Annotated in this window: 13 protein-coding genes and 1 tRNA gene; 5 read left to right on the top strand and 9 right to left on the bottom strand. The window is 60.1% G+C overall.

Features of this window, described 5'->3' with window-relative positions; translation table 11 throughout:
- Window positions 1-47: 47 nt before the first annotated feature.
- Complete coding sequence (locus tag ACLIRY_RS00425; RefSeq protein WP_413203366.1) at window positions 48-1,526, bottom strand: glutamate-cysteine ligase family protein; 1,479 nt, start codon at window positions 1,524-1,526, stop codon at window positions 48-50.
- Window positions 1,527-1,530: 4 nt separating this feature from the next.
- Window positions 1,531-4,062, bottom strand: coding sequence for an MFS transporter (locus ACLIRY_RS00420; protein ID WP_413203365.1), 2,532 nt, complete (start codon window positions 4,060-4,062; stop codon window positions 1,531-1,533).
- 321 nt (window positions 4,063-4,383) lie between these two features.
- Between ACLIRY_RS00420 and ACLIRY_RS00415 the strand changes: the two genes are divergently transcribed.
- Window positions 4,384-4,800: an ATP-binding protein gene (locus tag ACLIRY_RS00415; RefSeq protein WP_413203364.1), complete on the top strand. Its 417-nt coding sequence runs from the start codon at window positions 4,384-4,386 to the stop codon at window positions 4,798-4,800.
- Between the two features lie 220 nt (window positions 4,801-5,020).
- Here the strand turns inward: ACLIRY_RS00415 and lipB are convergent, their stop codons facing one another.
- Window positions 5,021-5,695: a lipoyl(octanoyl) transferase LipB gene (gene lipB / locus ACLIRY_RS00410; protein ID WP_413204168.1), complete on the bottom strand. Its 675-nt coding sequence runs from the start codon at window positions 5,693-5,695 to the stop codon at window positions 5,021-5,023.
- Window positions 5,696-5,819: 124 nt separating this feature from the next.
- Here lipB and ACLIRY_RS00405 point away from each other — a divergent pair.
- From ACLIRY_RS00405 to ACLIRY_RS00395, 3 genes are all read left to right on the top strand, one after another.
- Window positions 5,820-5,906 (top strand) — tRNA-Leu (locus ACLIRY_RS00405).
- A 265-nt stretch (window positions 5,907-6,171) separates the two neighbouring features.
- Window positions 6,172-7,584 carry a magnesium transporter gene (gene mgtE / locus ACLIRY_RS00400; RefSeq protein WP_413203363.1) on the top strand — a complete coding sequence of 471 codons (1,413 nt, stop codon included), beginning with the start codon at window positions 6,172-6,174 and terminating at the stop codon, window positions 7,582-7,584.
- Window positions 7,585-7,687: 103 nt separating this feature from the next.
- Entirely contained in the window at window positions 7,688-8,101 is a 414-nt protein-coding gene (locus tag ACLIRY_RS00395; protein ID WP_413203362.1) for a MerR family transcriptional regulator, read from the top strand.
- Window positions 8,102-8,582: 481 nt separating this feature from the next.
- Here ACLIRY_RS00395 and ACLIRY_RS00390 read toward each other — a convergent pair whose 3' ends face one another.
- The 6 genes from ACLIRY_RS00390 to rhmD form a co-directional block, all read right to left on the bottom strand.
- Window positions 8,583-9,422 carry a fumarylacetoacetate hydrolase family protein gene (locus ACLIRY_RS00390; RefSeq protein ID WP_413203361.1) on the bottom strand — a complete coding sequence of 280 codons (840 nt, stop codon included), beginning with the start codon at window positions 9,420-9,422 and terminating at the stop codon, window positions 8,583-8,585.
- Window positions 9,423-9,529: 107 nt separating this feature from the next.
- Complete coding sequence (locus ACLIRY_RS00385; RefSeq protein WP_413203360.1) at window positions 9,530-10,276, bottom strand: SDR family NAD(P)-dependent oxidoreductase; 747 nt, start codon at window positions 10,274-10,276, stop codon at window positions 9,530-9,532.
- A 31-nt stretch (window positions 10,277-10,307) separates the two neighbouring features.
- Window positions 10,308-11,594, bottom strand: a complete 1,287-nt coding sequence (locus tag ACLIRY_RS00380) for a TRAP transporter large permease (protein WP_413203359.1) — start codon at window positions 11,592-11,594, stop codon at window positions 10,308-10,310.
- On the bottom strand, window positions 11,591-12,112 hold the full coding sequence (locus ACLIRY_RS00375) for a TRAP transporter small permease (RefSeq protein ID WP_413203358.1): 522 nt from the start codon (window positions 12,110-12,112) through the stop codon (window positions 11,591-11,593). The genes ACLIRY_RS00380 and ACLIRY_RS00375 overlap by 4 nt, the downstream gene beginning before the upstream one ends.
- Window positions 12,109-13,095, bottom strand: a complete 987-nt coding sequence (locus ACLIRY_RS00370) for a TRAP transporter substrate-binding protein (RefSeq protein WP_413203357.1) — start codon at window positions 13,093-13,095, stop codon at window positions 12,109-12,111. The genes ACLIRY_RS00375 and ACLIRY_RS00370 overlap by 4 nt, the downstream gene beginning before the upstream one ends.
- Window positions 13,096-13,144: 49 nt before the next feature.
- A complete protein-coding gene (gene rhmD / locus ACLIRY_RS00365) occupies window positions 13,145-14,329 on the bottom strand; it encodes an L-rhamnonate dehydratase (protein ID WP_413203356.1) in 1,185 nt (394 codons plus the stop codon).
- A gap of 157 nt (window positions 14,330-14,486) precedes the next feature.
- Here rhmD and ACLIRY_RS00360 point away from each other — a divergent pair, with 157 nt between their 5' ends.
- Window positions 14,487-15,443, top strand: coding sequence for a LysR family transcriptional regulator (locus ACLIRY_RS00360; RefSeq protein WP_413203355.1), 957 nt, complete (start codon window positions 14,487-14,489; stop codon window positions 15,441-15,443).
- The last annotated feature ends 3 nt before the right edge of the window (window positions 15,444-15,446 follow it).

Raw genomic sequence — 15,446 nt, 5'->3', positions numbered from 1 at the left:
GGAAATATTTAAGAAAACAAAGCGGTTATAGTGGCTTTCTCATTTCCCTAATCTACCAAGAGACGCGCAGGTATTAAACTCACAATACCGTCAGAGGCGACTGTTTCCAGAGCTCGATCAGCATTCGACCGACCAGTCGACCAAACGTCCCAGGCATAGGACAAGGCCCACCGGTCTTCTTCCGGCAGCCCCTCTTCGGCGAGGCGAAGTACCGTCTCCACTCGCTTTTTTACCGCAGGGTCAGCCAATCCGACGTGGATTGCCGCCTCCCGATCTCTTTCCAAATCGGTCCAGCACCCACCTTCCAATGTGGCCGCAGCCCGGTCGAGATTTTTTATCAAACCCCACTGCAGAGCGCTCGCGGCGAGGGGCATCGAGCGTCGAATCGGAGATTCTGGATCCAACTTCGACCGCGACTCGGAAAAACAGGCCCCGGCCACCCGGTTCTCCAGATACAGACTACTCGCCTTTTCAGAGAAAAATGCCTCCATCTCCCCCGGTTTCCGGAGGGCATCGAGGAACGCCCCCGGCCCCTCCTCCGCCCCGGTCAGGGCATAGCGGATGCGGAAATCCAGAAAATTAGACCATTGCAAAGCGTCCACATGGGCCAGTTGGGGCGACACCTCCTGGCACTTCTCCCGATCGGCGCCGCCGGGTCCAATGGCATGGGCCTGCCAGGGGCCACCTGCCAGGAAATCGAGGAAGCAGGGATCCCCGACCACCCGCACCAATCCCCCCTCTCCCTTATAGGGACCTGTTCCTGGGGGAAGGGCCAGCATCGCTCTGCCCCGCCCGAAGGTCCAGGTGAAGTAGTCTGCGAGATCCCGGAACGGTGCGTCGGGCAGACCAACGACGGCCCGGTCTCCGGAAACGCGAGAGGTCGCCGTGACCCGCTCCCAAAGGGTCATACGGGATTCCAACAGACCCGTGGCCCGCCCCTGGGCAAAGGGACTGTTGGCGAACAGGGCGATGAAGGCCGGTCCAGCGCGCAACAACATGTTCAGTGCGGCGACGACCTGCCCGGGACCAATGGACGTGGTGGGGCCATTCTGGGCCTGGGAATCAAACCCTGCCGCATGAGTCCAGCCCCGGTCATGAACCAAGTAATCATAAATGGACCGGGGGGCCTTCAGCCGCCGCCAAGCCGCGTGGTCCGTGGGTGCATCTGGATGGCGGGCCAGATTGACCAAGGCCGCTCCCCGGCCCTTCAGGACCTGGGAGATCTCCGACAGTTCCCGGGCAACCAGGGCCTCCAACTCGGCCATGACACCGGGACAAGCGTTCAGGGGGGCGAAGGCCGTTTCCAACAGCGCAAACCCGTTGTCGATTCCCGTCACACCCCGGGGTCCGGACAGGGCGACGACATGCCCCTCCAGAACCTTTTCCTCGTCTGCCCCACCGCGCAGGGCGTTCAGGGCACGGAAATAGGCGTCGTCCACGACATGAAGGCTCCCGTCCGACAGATTGACGGGGATCATCTCCAATTCCAGACCAAGCAAGTCCTGTCCGATCAAAGAGGCGGCCATCGACCTATTTCGCCGAACCGGTTGACCCAGCCTGCACACGGGGGGACAGACCACCGGTCATGAAGAAGAACAGGACCGTCGCCAGCAGGAACAGGCTGCCGGTCAAGGCCACACTCATCTGAATGCCCAGGGTCGAGAACAGGGCCCCCAACATCAGGGGACCGATCATCTGTCCCAGCTTGTCCGCCGCCCGCTGGACGCTCATCGCCGAGGTTGTGCCATAGGCCTTGGTCACCGGCAGCGCCATGGCGAAGGCCGAACGGGCCGATTCGGATAGACAACTGCAGAGCCCCAGTAGGAAAACCCCCAGAACCACCATCATGAGCCCACCGTCATAGACCAACCCCATCAGCCCCAGGGCACCGACAACACCACCGGAGATGATATACCAGCGCTTATCCTGGGTTACATCCACCCGGCGGCTGATAATCGGCCCCAAATAGATCACGGATATCCCATAGATCATTAGGATCCGCCCGATATTGGATTGATTGAGCCCCAGCTCGTTCAGGTACAGGGGGACAGTGAAATACAACAGTCCCACCTGGGCGACGGAAAAAGGCACGACGGAGAAAATCATCACCGCCAGGAACCGCCTGTCCGTGAGCAGGTGGAAGAGGCTTCCCTTGGGGTGACCTGCTCCAGGATTCATCTTGCGGCCTTCCACCGGCCGACCGCCCTTCATATAGCGATGCAAGAAGACCACAGCGAGCATGCCCGGTGTGACCATCACAACGCTGGAGATCAGGAAGACCGTACCATAACCGAACCGTTCCGCCAGCATGGCGCCAATCGCCGTCCCACAAAGATAGCCCGCCAGCAGACCGGAAATGAGGTTGGAAATCCCCTGAGCCCTTGCGCCCGGGGGGGCATGCTGGAAGATGTAGCCCTGAATCCCCATCCACGACAGGCCGTACCCCAACCCGGTCAGCCCCCGCGATGCAATAAAGGTGGCAGGCTCCGTCGCCAGCCCCGAGGCCACCGCCCCCGCGACACTCACCACCAACCCCGCCATAAAGGGCAACCGCCACCCGTAGCGGTCGGACAAGCGCCCGGCCAACAGGGCCGTACACAGGGCGCAGAGGGCCTCCACCGAAAGGGGCAAGGCAAGCAGCAGGGACGGCGAGATATCCAAGCCCAGATCCGGCAATTCGCGCATGCGCAAGGGGATGAAGGAGAGCGGCATGGCCCAGGCAAACAGCAAAGCGAATCCGATAGGACGGGCCAAGAGGTGCCGGTTGGCCTGCTCATCCTTCTCCCTCGCCGAGGCTTTGGCCTTGGCCATGGAGGGCAGGGAAACGCCTTTGGCCGCGTCCTGGGCCAAGGAGCGATGGATGGCGATGCCGAACAACACGAACATCTCGAACATAAAAAACAACGAGACCAGCAACACGGTGGCCGCGTCCAAAACCCGGTCGCGAAGACTGATTTCCAGCTTCACCGGATCCAGCTCGCCATTCAGATGTCCAACGACGGTCTTTTGTCCATCCACGGTGCGGACAATATCCATGCTCAACTTCAGGCGGTCGTCACCGGCCTCCATGCCCGAAAGGTTGATGACTCCCTTGGTCAGGGCCTCTGCATTTTCGTTGGCCTTGGCCTTGGCTTCGTTCATCACCTTACCGGTGGCATCGGTAATGGTCAGTCCGGCGAGCTCGGGAACGACCACGATCATATCGGCCAAGCGCTTTTCGATGCCCCGCAACCGGTCCATGCCCAAGCCCTTGTTCACAACGTACTGGATGTCGTCGCGTACCTGCCCCATGAGATCGAACATACTTTCCCGGGCCGCGTCCACATAAGCGTCCCGGTACAAGCGCACCGTTTCCACAGAATGGAACACCTGGGCGCCAATCAGGATGACCGCAGGAATGAACAGGAAGCGAATCCCTTTGCCTCCACTCATGCGGGCCTGACGCATAATGATGTTCATGGACAGCAACAAGACCAGGGCGGCAGCCCCGGTGGCCAACAGGAAACCGCCCAAGCTGGATTCCACCACGGCCTGGAGCTTGCCCCGTAACAATTCCGCGGAAAAGCCAAGCACCAGCGCGCCATCAATGGAGGTGGAATTCGGATTAACCAGGGGGAAGACCACATAGCGGTCCACCTGGCCTTCCACCATCAGTGAAGACAGGCCATGGCTGGACTCCGCCTTCTCTTTCTTCACGTCCATGCGGCTCAAAGCGGCCGCGACCAAAGGTCCCGCTTCCGCCGGAGGGGGCTTGGAGCCCTGGACGACGGTTCCATCGGCGGTCACCAGAAAGATATGGCGGGCTTCGGGAAGGTCCTCACGCAGACCGTCCTCCAGGCGATCGAATCCAAAGAACCGCTCCAACGGCTTGCCTAGCCGCATGGCCGTTTCGATCTTCGACGCCGCATCGTGCCCGGAAATCCGAAACCCTGAGGTCAGAATATCCGAATACAAGCGCTCAAGGGAGGAGAGGGTCAAAATGCCATTAAATGCCTGGGCCGCGACAAGCAGAGCCAGGCAACTCAAAAGCACTTTCAGGAACGTGGCGACGCGTCCGGTCATCTTGCCTCGACAGAAAAAGAAGCCAAGCGTCCTCCCTGATCGGATAAGCCGCAAGGGATCACCCTATCCGACCACCCTATCCGATACAAACGTGAAGACCTGAAAAAAACAATCCGTTGTCGGTGCAACCTACCAAACCAGTGGGGAAAACGGCAATCCTGCCGGAAGTCTTACCTGACCAAATGTCATCCAACTCTGTCCCCCCGTCGCAGGTGACTTTAACTCAGCTCCAGAAAAACCGCTCTGGTACGATTTCGGCGCCTTTGCTAGGGTCTCTGGACCGGGCGGAGATCCCGCCCTCAACCAAAGGGAGGACTCCCCTTGGAGCTAACGCTTCGCAACACGTTGGAGGAAATCCCTGGGCTTCTGGACAAGGTCGAAGCCTTTGTCGAGGGACTGGACGGGGATCCCAGACCCGGTCCTGCAACCGTCCAACGCCTTGGCCTTTGCCTGGACGAAGCCGTAACGAACATCATTTCCTATGGGTTTCCAGAGCAGGAACAGCACGATATCACCGTCCGCCTGTCTCCCAATGGCGATGAGATCATCGCCGAGGTTATTGATGATGGCATTGCCCATGACCCCCTCGCCCGCCCCGATCCAGAGCATTTGCTGGCCTCCCTCGACGACCGCCCCATTGGCGGGTTGGGCATTCACCTGATCCGCAAACTCTCCCGAACGGTAGCCTATCGCCACGAGAACGGAAAAAATCACCTGACCTTCCACATCGCCTACTGATCGCCCGCCCTCTAGCCCCCTAACAGGGTGCGGAAAAACTCTTTTGTCGTCATCCCTGCGCAGGCAGGAATGACAAGTTTGGAGCGTTTTCGGACTTTTTCCGAATTCTGCTAAAGGACAGGCGATCAGGTCTTGACCACGGCTCCAGGACCCGGCTCCCCGTCAAGGGTCCGATGACCGTGGACTGTCCAGAGAGTGGACAGCCCAGAGAGCGGCCTTTCTATCCCCGGTCCTCTGCCATGGAACAGGACTGAGCCCCCCCTTCCTCCCCCTTGTCGGAAAAAACCAGAGGGAAGGTCCGCATAAGGGCCGAGTCCACCTCTTCCATGGTCACATGGATGCCAAGATCCCACAGGCTGGTGACCCCATGCTCACTGATCCCGCAGGGGACGATACCCTGGAAATGGGTCAAATCCGGCTCCACGTTCAGTGAAAATCCGTGGTAGGTTACCCAGCGTCGCACCCGCACGCCAATGGCCGCGATCTTATCCTCCCGTCCGCCCCCCCGGGACACCCAGATGCCGACCCGGCCATCGCGCCGCTCGCCCACGACATTGAACTCGGCCAAAGCCCGAATCACCCAATCCTCCAGGCGATGAACAAAGCAGCGGACGTCCCGCCCCCGGTTGCGCAGATCAAGCATCACATAGCCAATCCGTTGGCCGGGACCGTGGTAGGTGTATTGACCGCCCCGCCCTGCTTCGTAAACGGGGAAACGGTCAGGTGCCAGCAAATCCCGAGCATTGGCGCTGGTGCCCGCCGTGTAGAGGGGGGGATGCTCGAGCATCCACAGGCACTCTCTCGCCTCCCCCGCACAGATCTTGGCCACCCGATCCTCCATGAAAGCCAGGGCGTCCGGATAGGGTACGCGTGTGTCGGCAAAGCGCCATTCCACCCCTTGGGTCATCGACGGGATTCCTTCCAAAAAAAAATCATTGGGGGGCGATGCGGATTTTGTTTGCCCAACCCAAAGGGGTTTGGTATTTCATCCGTCCTCGCGGGGCAAGCCCTCGCACATCGCGGTCGTGGCGGAATTGGTAGACGCGCAGCGTTGAGGTCGCTGTGGCCGAAAGGCCGTGGAAGTTCGAGTCTTCTCGACCGCACCACTCTTCAAAAGCATTGGGCCTGTCTGGTTTTAAACTGGACAGGCCCAATGCTTTTCTGAGAAAGAGCCTTTTCTCGGAAAGGGCGTTTCACTCCAGCCCTTTGATTTCGCCGAAACGCTTCTCCCTGCCTTTTCCATGGAACCATCCTTCGGTCCATACCGTTGAACGGATGCATCCACGCCCCACCTATCCCCTTGCGCGGACCTCACCCAAAAGCAGGTCCCGCCCCGCCCGCCCCTCACCTTCTTGAACCGGGGAGACGCCCATGATCGACCTTGGCGAACGCGAACAAATCCATGGAGACGTCAACCAGGCCGAAGATGTCTACGGGCTACTTCCTGAATTCGTCGAGGAGATGCGCCTCACCCTGGAGGGCGAGGATCCCGACGAGGTGGCCAAGGCCGTCCAGGCCCTTGTCCTGCCCCTGCATTACGCCGATCAGGCCGACCTGATCCAGGACCTGCCGACCGATGCTCGCGCGACTCTGATCAAAGCTTTAAGAGGGGAATTCAACGCCGAAATCCTGCCGGAATTGAACGACTACGTGCGCGACGAAGTCGTCGAAATCCTGGGGTATCACGACTTGGCTTCGGCCCTGGGCGAGTTGGATTCCGACGATGCCCTCTACGTCGTCGCCCAATTGGACGAGGAGGAACAGGCCACCGTTCTCGAGCGCCTCCCTCCGGAAACCCGCACCGTGATCCAACAGGGGCTGTCCCTGCCGGAATATTCCGCTGGCCGCCTGATGCAGCGGGAAATGGTGGCCGTCCCCGCCTATTGGACCGTGGGCGAGACCATCGACTACCTGCGCTCAGCGGCACGCCTACCCGATGATTTCTATGTCATTTACGTTGTGGACCCCCGTCACCGCCCGGTGGGATTGGTCCGCCTGTCCACCATGCTGCGCCACCAACGCCGAATCCGTCTGCGAGAAATCATGGGCGAGGAAATGCCCCTGATCTCCACCACGGCGGACCAGGAGGAAGTGGCCCGGCTGTTCCGGGACCGTGACTTGATGTCTGCGCCTGTCATCGATGCCTCTGGTCGGCTGGTGGGACGTATCACCGTCGACGACATCATCGACGTGATCGAGGAAGAGGCCGAGGACGACATGCTGCGCCTGGCCGGTGTCGCCGAGGTCGACTTGTACCGCGCCGTGATCGATACGGTAAAGGCCCGGGTATCCTGGCTGGGTGTCAACCTGTTGACGGCCATCCTCGCTTCCATGGTCATCGGTCTGTTCTCAGCAACCATCGAATCGGTCGTAGCCCTTGCCGTCCTGATGCCCATTGTCGCCTCCATGGGGGGGAACGCAGGCACACAGGCGCTCACAGTGGCCGTGCGCTCCCTTGCGACAAAGGAACTCACCCAGGCCAACGCCAAACGAATCCTGGGCAAGGAATTGGTGGTCGGCCTGCTCAATGGCGCCATCTTCGCCCTTCTGATCGGTGGCATCGCCTGGGTTTGGTTCGGACGGCCAGAGATCGGCTGGGTGATCGCTGCGGCGATGGTCATCAACCTGGCCGTTGCCGGACTATCGGGCATCGCCATCCCCCTGGCCCTTGAGCGTCTCAATATCGACCCTGCAGTGGCCTCCGCAGTCTTCCTGACGACGATCACGGATGTGGTGGGTTTCTTCGCCTTTCTCGGTCTTGCCGCAGCCTTCCTTGTGCCCTGACAGCACGAGGCACGAAGCTCCGACGCCTGGGTGGCAGCCCCCCGAACGTCCGCAAGTACACATAATCCTCGACAGGGTTTTGACGTATACGTAAGCTGACGCCATGAGCACAACGCGGAACAGCTATTCCATAGCCGACTTGGCCAAAGAGTTCGATGTAACTCCCCGGGCCATCCGGTTCTACGAGGACAAGGGCCTGATCACCCCTGAACGGGATGGTCTGCGCAGGATCTATTCGCCCCGGGACAGGGTGCGCCTGATGCTGATCCTGCGTGGCAAACGGCTGGGATTCTCGCTCAAGGAAATCCAGGAGATCATCGATCTCTACGACGCCGAACCGACGGGCGAAGCTCAATATATGAAGCTCATCGAAAGCTGCCAAAAATCCAGGAACTCTCTCCGCCAGCAGCTCGAGGACATCCAGGTTACCCTGGAGGAAATCGACGCGGTGGAAAACCAGTGCCAAAAGCTGCTGGACGAAACCAGACTGCTCGGCGCTCGGGCTTCATCGAAATAGCAGGCCTTCTACCAAGGGGCCAACGGGCCGCCCCACCTGCCGTTTGAACGCACGAAAAGCGGCGGGGGGCCTCAGGACACGACCGTGTCTCGTCTTTTTGGGCGATAGCCCAAGCCCATTTGGGGGCGATGCCCCCAAACCCCCATTTTTTTTCTGAGCCTGGGGTCTGGGGCCTTTCGGCCAGTAAATGCTGGGGGTCTGGGGCCTTTCGGCCCCAGTGGGGGACGGGGCAAAGCCCCGTGACGGGACACCCGCATGTCGAGTATTGTGGTGGGGTTCACCCCACCCCGCTCTAGATCAAACCGCCCTAAATCGGAATCGATTTAGGGCGGTTTGATCTAAAATCATATAGTTAGAGCATCGCGTGGACCGGAAAACCGGTTCCCACTTTTCCGCTCGATGCTCTAGACGGAAAATCGGACCCGAAGCGTAAGACCGTCGAGCCCGATTCACCGGTTACGGCACTTGGCAAAAATATTCGTCAATCACGCACAACGGACTGACATTGCTCCCCCAGACCGTCGATCCCAAGCCGCATGACTTCACCGCCATTGAGGTAGACCGGCGGCTTCTGCCCCATGCCCACCCCTGGCGGGGTCCCGGTTGAGATGACATCGCCCGGTCGCAGGCACATGAATTGGCTCACATAATGGACCAAATGGCGCACACCGAACACCATGGTGCGCGTCGATCCGCTCTGATAGCGGTGCCCATCCACTTCCAGCCAGAGAGCCAGGTCCTGGGGATCGGCCACCTCATCGCGGGTCACCAGCCACGGACCGATCGGGGCAAAGGTCGGGGCACTCTTGCCCTTCGTCCATTGGCCGCCGCGCTCGATCTGGAAGGCCCGCTCGGACACGTCGTTGACCACGCAGTAACCGGCAACATGATCCAGGGCGGTTTCCTCGTCGATGTAGGAGCCTCCCTTGCCGATCACCACACCCAATTCCACTTCCCAATCGCCCTTGGTCGATCCGCGTGGCAGCCGGACATTGTCCGTGGGTCCGCAGACCGCCGACGTCGCCTTCATGAACATCACCGGTTCCTTAGGCAAGTCCATGCCAGCTTCGGCCGCATGGTCGGCGTAATTCAGGCCAATGCACAGAAACGTCCCGACCTGACCAACGCAAGGCCCGACCCGATCCACGGGCAGCACAGGAAGGGTCGTGGGATCCACAGTCGCCAAGCGGGCCAAGCCCTCTGGCATCAGAACATCACCCGCAATGTCATCGACGATGCCAGACAAGTCACGGACCTGTCCCTCGCCATCTAGCATGGCTGGCCGCTCGGCGCCCGCAGGTCCAACTCTCAACAACTTCATCAATACGCTCCTTGTATAACCGACAAAAAGGCCACATCAGATCCCATCGGAACCGCTGGGGCCAGGAAAAAGAAACCACACTTGAGGGCGACAGGCTCGGGAAGACGTCAATAGGTCGCGCGTCCCCCCGACAAATCAAAGGTCGCCCCCGTGGTAAAAGAGTTTTCCGCACTGGCCAACCAAGCCACCATATTCGCAGCCTCGTCCACCTCCAAGAACCGCCCGCGGGGGATCTTGGACAGCATGTACTCGATATGCTCCGGCTTCATTTGATCAAAAATCCGTGTCCGGGCTGCGGCTGGTGTGATGCAGTTGACCGCAATGTTCTGACCAGCGGTCTCCTTGCCCAGAGATTTGGTCAAGGCAATCACGCCTGCCTTCGACGCGGAATAGGGTCCGGCATTGGGATTGCCCTCCTTTCCCGCGATGGAGGACACATTGACAATGCGCCCATAGCCGCGCGCGATCATTCCCTTCACGATCACCTTGTTCAAATAGAATACGCCGTTCAGGTTGATATCAATCACCCGCATCCACTCTGCCAGCTCATAGTCGACAAGGGGAGCATTGCTTCCAGCAATACCCGCAACGGCAGCCAGAATCGAAATGGGTCCGAAATCGCGCTCAGTCGCAGCGGCCGCGTCGGCCACAGCCTCGTAGTCGGTTTGGTCGACTGCGCGGAATTCAACCGCGCTTCCCAGCATGGCCGCACTTTTCTGGCCAAGCTCCACGTCCTGATCCCAGATGGACACCCGGGCGCCGCTGGCGACGAAGCGCTTGGCCACCGCCAGCCCGATTCCCTGCGCGCCTCCGGTGACGACGGCGACTTGGTTGTTCAGATCGATAGCGTTCATAATCACTCCAGCATTCGAAACGGAAAGAAGGTCAATTGCCCAGGACACCAAGAGCCCAGGGCAAGGCAAGGGTCACAGAGGGCACAAAGGTGATGATGAGCAGGCCAACCAGCACGATCCCGAAGTAGGGAAGGAATGGCTTCATGGCCTTGGCGTAGGGGACTTCGCCAATGCGACAGGCAAGCAACAGGATGATGGCCACCGGTGGGGTGATGGATCCAAGCAGAACGGTAATGACCGTCACCACCGCGAAATGGATGGGATCGAGCCCGTAGACCGCACCGATGGGGGACAACATGGGCGTGACAAGGATCAGAGCCGAGATCGTTTCGACGAACATGCCAAGCACCAGAAGGGCCGCAACGATCAGGCCCAGGGCCAGATATGTGTTCGTGGTCAAGGCCTGAAGCGCCGTGGCCAACTGTTCCGGAAAGCCCTCCCGCGCAATGATCCACGAGAACAACGCCGCCCCCCCAAGGATGATCAAGATCGAGGAGGTCGAAATCGCCGCATCCCGAACAAAGACGTAGGTATTCCTGAACCCCAACTGTCGAGCCAGAAGACCGTAGGCGAGCGCATAGACCACAGCCAGGATCCCGGCCTCGGTCGCCGTGAAGGCTCCGGTCTCAATTCCACCAATGATCAGCACGGGCAGAACAAGGGCAGGAAGGGCTTTCCAAAAGGCGGGAAGCACTTCACTCAAATTGGCCCGAGGATGGCGAATACCGCCAATGTCGTCGGCGCGATACCACGTATAGGCCATCAGAAGCCCGGCGATGACCAGACCGGGAAGGATTCCGGCCAAGAACAGGGTCCCGATGGATAGTCCGGTCATTGATCCATAAAGCACCATAAGCAGACTGGGCGGAATGATCGGCCCCAGGATGGCAGACACGGCGGTGATCACAGCGGCCCATTCCGGCTTGTACCCTTCCTTTTTCATGGCAGGGAGCAACATCGAGCCAACGGCGGCCACGTCTGCGGCGGCGGAGCCGGAAATGCCGGAGAACAGCAGGCTGGTCAAAATGTTCACCTGCCCCAATCCTCCCCGCACATGGCCGATCAGGGAATTCGCGAAACGCACGATCGCCATCGTTATCCCGCTGACGTTCATCAGGTTTCCGGCCAGGATGAACAGGGGAATGGCCATCAGGGGAAAGCTGTCCAGCGAGGAAAAAAACCGTTGGGGCAGAACCAGAAGGGGGACGGTGCCCCCCAGGACCAAAATCGCCACTGCGGAGAGGCCCATGGCGAAGGAAATCGGCACGCCAACCAGCAAAAGCAGTGTGAACAGAACGAACAGAAGAAGAACGGTCATAACCTCTCATCCTTATGGATGGTGGTATCTCCGGGATGGGGCCAGGCCGGGGAGTCCTCTTCCTTGCGGATCAGCAGGGCAATGGCCCCCAGCAAGGCCCCGATGGGAATCGGGGCGTAGATCCAGGCCCGGGAGATACCCAGCGTCGGCGACAGGAAAGCAGCCGACCGCGCTGTATAGATTTCCCCATGCCAAGCCAAAATGACGAGAAAGACGATGGACAAGGCCCCCGCGAGCCGCAGCCGCCATCGGGTTACCCGGGCGGGTAACGACAGAATGTCGATGAACACTTCCTCATGGCGGTACAGCACGACGGGCAGGCCAAGCATGACCGACCAGACCAGCAAGACACGGACGACTTCCTCGGTCCAAAACCAATTGAACGCCGGAACGAACCGATCGACGATCTGCAGAAAAACAAGTGCCATCATCGCCGCGAAGATCCCGACCACCGCCGCCGTCAAGGCGGCGATGGCCCGGTCCATGGCACGTCGCGGACCATGGGACGCCCGAATCATTGGGCCAGGGCGCGGATGTCCGCCAGGATCTCGGTGGCCCCGGCATCCTTGGCGAAGCGATCCTGCAAAGGCGTCAGGACAGCGCGGAACGGAGCGGCATCCACCTCGTGGATTTCCATGCCCGCGGCGGACAGCTTCTCGAACCAGGCCGCTTCCCGCTCACCGGTCTCTTTGCGTTGCAGGGCGGCCACTTCCTTGGCGGCGTCGAGGATAATCTTCCGGTTTTCCTCGCTCAGGCTGTCCAGAAAGGTCCGGCTGGTGACGAAGCTTCCGTCAAACAGGATATGGCGTGTCTTGTTCAAGTGCTTCGCCACTTCATACATGCGCTGGATGTACCCGACCTCTGGCGTCCCCTCCATGGCGGACACCACGCCCGTCTGCATCGCCGTGTAGATTTCAGGCGAAGGAATTGGCGTCGGCTCGGCTTTGAGGGCGGAGAAGGTTTCGACGAAGACCGGTGATTCCGGCACACGGATCTTCAGCCCGGCGAAATCCTCGGGCTTTTCAATCTTCTTATCGACGGTATAGGTGTCCCGATAGCCTGCCTGGATCCAGTTCAGAACGACCAGCCCTGTCTTGTCCTCAAGCTCCTTGACCAGGGACGAACCGATGTCCCCCTCAACAACCTTCGCCCAATGGGCCGGACCCGTGTACAGGTAAGGCAGGGTCAGAATACCGAAGGCGGGAACGTAGTTGGCATAGAGACCACTCTCCCCATAACCCATTTCGATGGTGCCCATCTGCACCCCTTCGATGATCTCCCGTTGACCGCCAACCTGGCCACTGGGCAGCACCTGCATCTCCAACTCCCCATGGCTCCGTTCCTTGACCAATTCAGCCATACGCGTGGCGGCCAAATGCTGCTCGGACGTTTCAGGCAGGTGATGGGCGAGATGAATGACCGTCTTGGCCTGGGCGACCCCTGAAAGGGCCAAACCGGCGGACAGGGCGAGAAGCCCAAGGCTACGACGTGTGATTTTCATGGAAAAAACCTCCCTATGGGTTCGTTGTTCTATTGATTTTTTTTGGTCTTCAGTGGGTATACGGCCGGGCCAAGTTGGCATCGGCCGCCAGGGTCACGCCAAACCCGGGCTGATCGAGCGCTCCAATGGACAGATGTCCATCCCGTGGCACCGGCTCCCCTTCCAGAAGGGGCGAAAACATGGGAATGACCGCGTCCGCTTTCGGCGCCATCATCAGGAACTCGGCGAAGGGGCTGTTATGGCGGGTCATCACAAAGTGATAGCTGTAGACGCTCGACCCGTGGGGGATGACCATCTTCCCGTGGCTATCGGCAATGGCGGAGATCTTGAGAAGCTCCGTCAGTCCACCACACCACCCCACGTCGGGCTGGATGAAATCGCAGCAGTCCATATCCAGCAGCATGCGGAACCCCCAACGGGTCGCCTCATGCTCACCGGTGGTCACCAGCATTCCCGTGGGCACGGCGCGTTTCAGCGCGGCATATCCCCAATAGTCGTCGGGGGGTAAGCATTCCTCAATCCATTTCAACCCGTAAGCCTGCGCCGCCAAGGCCAGCCGGGTCGCATAATCCACATCCAGGCTCATCCAGCAATCGAACATCAGCCAGAAATCCGGACCGACCCGATCGCGCATCAGCGCCAGGCGATCCAGTTCCCGCCGCATTCCCTCTGCGCCCTGGGCCGGACCATGCTGGACGGCCAACTTGCCACCGATGAACCCCATCTCCTTGGCAAGATCGGGGCGGGCGCCAGTGGCATAGAACGGTTGTTGCTCCCGCACGGCGCCGCCGATCATCGCGTGGACCGGTTCGCCGCGCACTTGGCCCAGCAGGTCCCACAGGGCGAGATCGACACCGGAAATCGTGTTCAACACCACCCCACGGCGCCCGTAGTACAGGGTGCCGTTGAACATCTGATCCCAGATCAACTCAATGTCCGTGACCTTGCGTCCCTCGACAAAGCGGGCCAGATGCCGCTCGACGATGAACGCGCCAATTTCCCCGCCCGTGGTGACCGAGATCCCCTTGACGCCGGTATCGGTTTCCACCTCGACCACAAGACTTCCCAGGACGTTGATGCCAAAGCTCTGGCGGCTTTCCCGGTACGCGGGATACTTGGACATGGGGGTGGAAATATTGTCGTCGATCCAGTGCCCCTCTCCCTGGTCGTGATAGTCCGCGCCACCGCCCCGCACGGTGAAAGCTCTGATATGCTTGATAATGGGTACCGCCAACGGAGAACCTCCTCATGGGTGATTGGCCATGTTGCCGAATGTTTGACGCCCTGGATGGTAGGCAGCAGAGCGATAGCGGTCTAATGAAGAGTTCCTATTCTGCGATCGCAAAACACGATCGCATTATCCACCCGGGAAGAGAGGGAAGAGAGAGGTCATGACACAGGGTTTGGCGCGTTTCCTCCGCCTCAGGCATCTGGCCTTGGTTCAGGCATTGGCCCAACATGGCACCATGCACCAGGCGGCCAGGGTCCTGAACATGACCCAGTCGACGGCATCGAAGATGTTGAAAGACCTGGAGGACATCATGGGGGCTCCCCTCTTTTTCCGGGACCCCCGTGGCATGCGGTGCACCGACCTAGGGCGCTTCGCCCTCCTCAACGCCGAAGACATCCTGAACCGAATGGACCGCTTTGCGGAGGAGTTCGAGCTGCGGAAACAGGGAGGCTATGGCCTGCTCTCCCTGGGGGCGATCATGGGGGCCGCCCCGGATCTGGTGGCCAAAGCCGTCGCCACCTTAAAGCACCACCGCCCCCTGCTGAGCATCCGGATGCTGGGGGAGACGAGCGACAACATCCTATACATGTTGGAACGGGGAGAAATCGACTTGGCGGTGGGCCGGTTCGCCACGAACCGTCAACGCACCCTATTCTCCTTCGAACCCCTCGCCGACGAGGCAATGGTGCTTGCGGTCCGGGCGGGCCATCCGTTGAGCACCGCCGCAGATCAGGCTCCCGATCTGGCCGAGCTTGTGCAGTGGCCCTGGATCCTCCAGCCCAAGGCCACACCAACCCGGGGATTTCTAGAGACCGTGCTCGCCGAACGGAACCTGGAGGAACCCACGAACTGCGTGGAATCCGTCTCGATCTTCGCTATCTTGCATCTTCTCCAGACCTCGGACGCCTTGGCGCTGTTGCCCTACTCAGTCGTTCGGGATCATTTGCACATGGGACTCCTGGCAAGCCTGCCCAACCCCATCGGTCAATCCATTCCAGAGTTCGGCATCCTGCTCCGCCGCAACGAGCCCCTCAGCGAAGTGGCCGCAGAGTTTCGAGACATCCTGCGCAGAGTCAGCGACAGCCAAGAGATAGCGACCGCTCCTGGGAGCCGTTGATCC

The sequence above is a fragment of the Rhodospirillum sp. A1_3_36 genome, assembly GCF_047263945.1.
Lineage (GTDB): Bacteria > Pseudomonadota > Alphaproteobacteria > Rhodospirillales > Rhodospirillaceae > Rhodospirillum.
The sequence above is the reverse complement of the archived record's forward strand: the minus strand, read 5'-3'. Positions and strand labels throughout refer to the sequence as shown.